Source organism: Sphingomonas sp. S-NIH.Pt15_0812, assembly GCF_003951315.1.
In the GTDB taxonomy this organism is placed as follows: Bacteria; Pseudomonadota; Alphaproteobacteria; order Sphingomonadales; family Sphingomonadaceae; genus Sphingomonas.
The window spans coordinates 1-1,773 of sequence record NZ_QLJH01000089.1 but is presented as its reverse complement, the minus strand read 5'-3'; the positions used below and the strand labels follow the sequence as shown (position 1 = coordinate 1,773).

Genomic DNA, 1,773 nt, shown 5'->3' with positions numbered 1-1,773 from the left:
AAAAACTCCTCTCCCAAAAGAGAGGCACGCTGGCACCAAGCCAGCCACCGCGGGGTGGAGCAGCCCGGTAGCTCGTCAGGCTCATAACCTGAAGGTCACAGGTTCAAATCCTGTCCCCGCAACCATAACCCCAATAAATGCACCCCTCGACTTGGAAGCATTGGCTTGTCGACGCTTTCACTGTCGGTCCCCTGTTTCTCATCACTTCCGCCTCAAAGCGAACCATCTCGACATTGCAAAGCTTTGAGGTCGGCAAGCCGCTTGTCATCGCAACTCGCTTGGTGGCTGGATGCGATGCCCACCTCCGGGGCATGGCCACGCAGTAGCGATGGCTACCGGATGACCGACCGGCCGCTGCGATCACCGTCTCGGCAGATCGGCGTCGGGACAGTGCGTCGCCGACCTCGATCGCGGCCGTTACGACCGCGATCGAGGTCGCACGCCCATCAGGAGATGGGCACGCCGCCCGTCACCGCCGCGACAACCTGTTCGCCCTTGATGCCCTGATCGACGTCGATCGCCAGCGCCTTGCGGGTGAACGTGTCGACCATTGTCAATGCCTGCAGACGTCGGCCAACGAGCTGTTTCAGCTTGCGGTTCTCGTCCTCGAGTTGCTTGATCCGCCGCAACTCGCCGACACCCATCCGGCGGATGACCTCCGCCACCGGCGTGCTCGTCTCCGCTTGCTTTAGAGCGGTTTCCGGTCCTTCTGAATCATTGAGAATTCTCACAGGCGCGGTTTTCTGATTCAGGCTTCTTGTCGGATTGGAGGCCGGCACGGATGCCGCGAGTGCTGTCACAGGACCTTCGGGTGGTCGCCGCGATTGATGGCGGTATGTCGTGCCGAGCTGCGGCAGCACGGTTCGGGGTGAGTGCGGCAAGCGCGATCCGCTGGCGGCAGTTGGTCGTTCGGCACGGTAGGCCAGCAGCCAAGCCGCAGGGTGGCGACCGTCGTGCGGCCCGGATCGACGCACACGCGACCTTCATCCTGGATGCGGTCAAGGCGAAGGACGACATAACGCTGGCCGAGTTGCAGGTGCTGCTCGCCGAGCGAGGCACGTCGGTCGGGATCGGGACGCTGTGGCGGTTCTTCAACCGGCATCGGATCACGCGCAAAAAAAGACAGCGCACGCCACCGAGCGGGACCGCCCCGATATCCTGAAGCGTCGGGAGCAGTGGTTCGACGGCCCGATCAACCGCGATGCTTTCGTCGCCTATGTCCGCCACGTGCTCGTGCCGGAGTTATTTCCCGACGACATCGTCATCATGGACAACCTGTCGAGCCACAAGGCGCCCGCCGCGCGCGACGCCATCGAAGCGGCGGGCGCCAGGCTGCTCTTCCTTCCGCCCTACAGCCCCGACTTCAACCCGATCGAGCAGGCCTTCTCCAAGCTCAAGGCGCACCTGCGCAAGGTCGCCGAACGCACTATCCACGGCCTGTGGGACGCCATCGGCCGCATCCTCGACCTCTACCCACCACAGGATTGCGCCAACTACTTCGCCAACGCCGGCTACGATCCAGACTGATCGGAAAACGCTTTAGCGCAAACGCAATCTGCTCTTCCGTGTACCTCGACTTCTTCTTGTCCCAGCTCCTTGCCCGCAGGCTCTAAAGGGCCGGAAAACTCTTGCTCAGATCAGGTTAGGGCCGAGACTCAATCACAGTCAGAATGCCAAGGCGGTGGCGATGGCGACGCCTGAGAGGAAGTTGGTGGCGAGTTTGTCGTAGCGAGTGGCGACACGGGGGAAGTCCTTGAGACGGCAGAAGGCGTT

1 protein-coding gene, 1 tRNA gene and 2 pseudogenes are annotated in these 1,773 nt (G+C 62.4%); 2 read left to right on the top strand and 2 right to left on the bottom strand.

From position 1 onward, the window contains the following. The first annotated feature begins 48 nt into the window (after window positions 1-48). Window positions 49-125, top strand: a tRNA-Met gene (locus BRX43_RS19995). 321 nt (window positions 126-446) lie between these two features. On the opposite strand, the gene BRX43_RS19990 is transcribed toward BRX43_RS19995, so the two are convergent. Then, window positions 447-800, bottom strand: a complete 354-nt coding sequence (locus tag BRX43_RS19990; protein WP_125996790.1) for a hypothetical protein — start codon at window positions 798-800, stop codon at window positions 447-449. On the opposite strand from BRX43_RS19990, the pseudogene BRX43_RS19985 reads away from it, so the two are divergent. After that, window positions 782-1,527 (top strand): annotated as a pseudogene (locus BRX43_RS19985) (transposase). The gene BRX43_RS19990 and the pseudogene BRX43_RS19985 overlap by 19 nt on opposite strands. 138 nt (window positions 1,528-1,665) lie before the next feature. On the opposite strand, the pseudogene BRX43_RS21105 reads toward BRX43_RS19985, so the two are convergent. Then, window positions 1,666-1,773 (bottom strand): annotated as a pseudogene (locus BRX43_RS21105) (IS5/IS1182 family transposase); the annotation flags it as partial.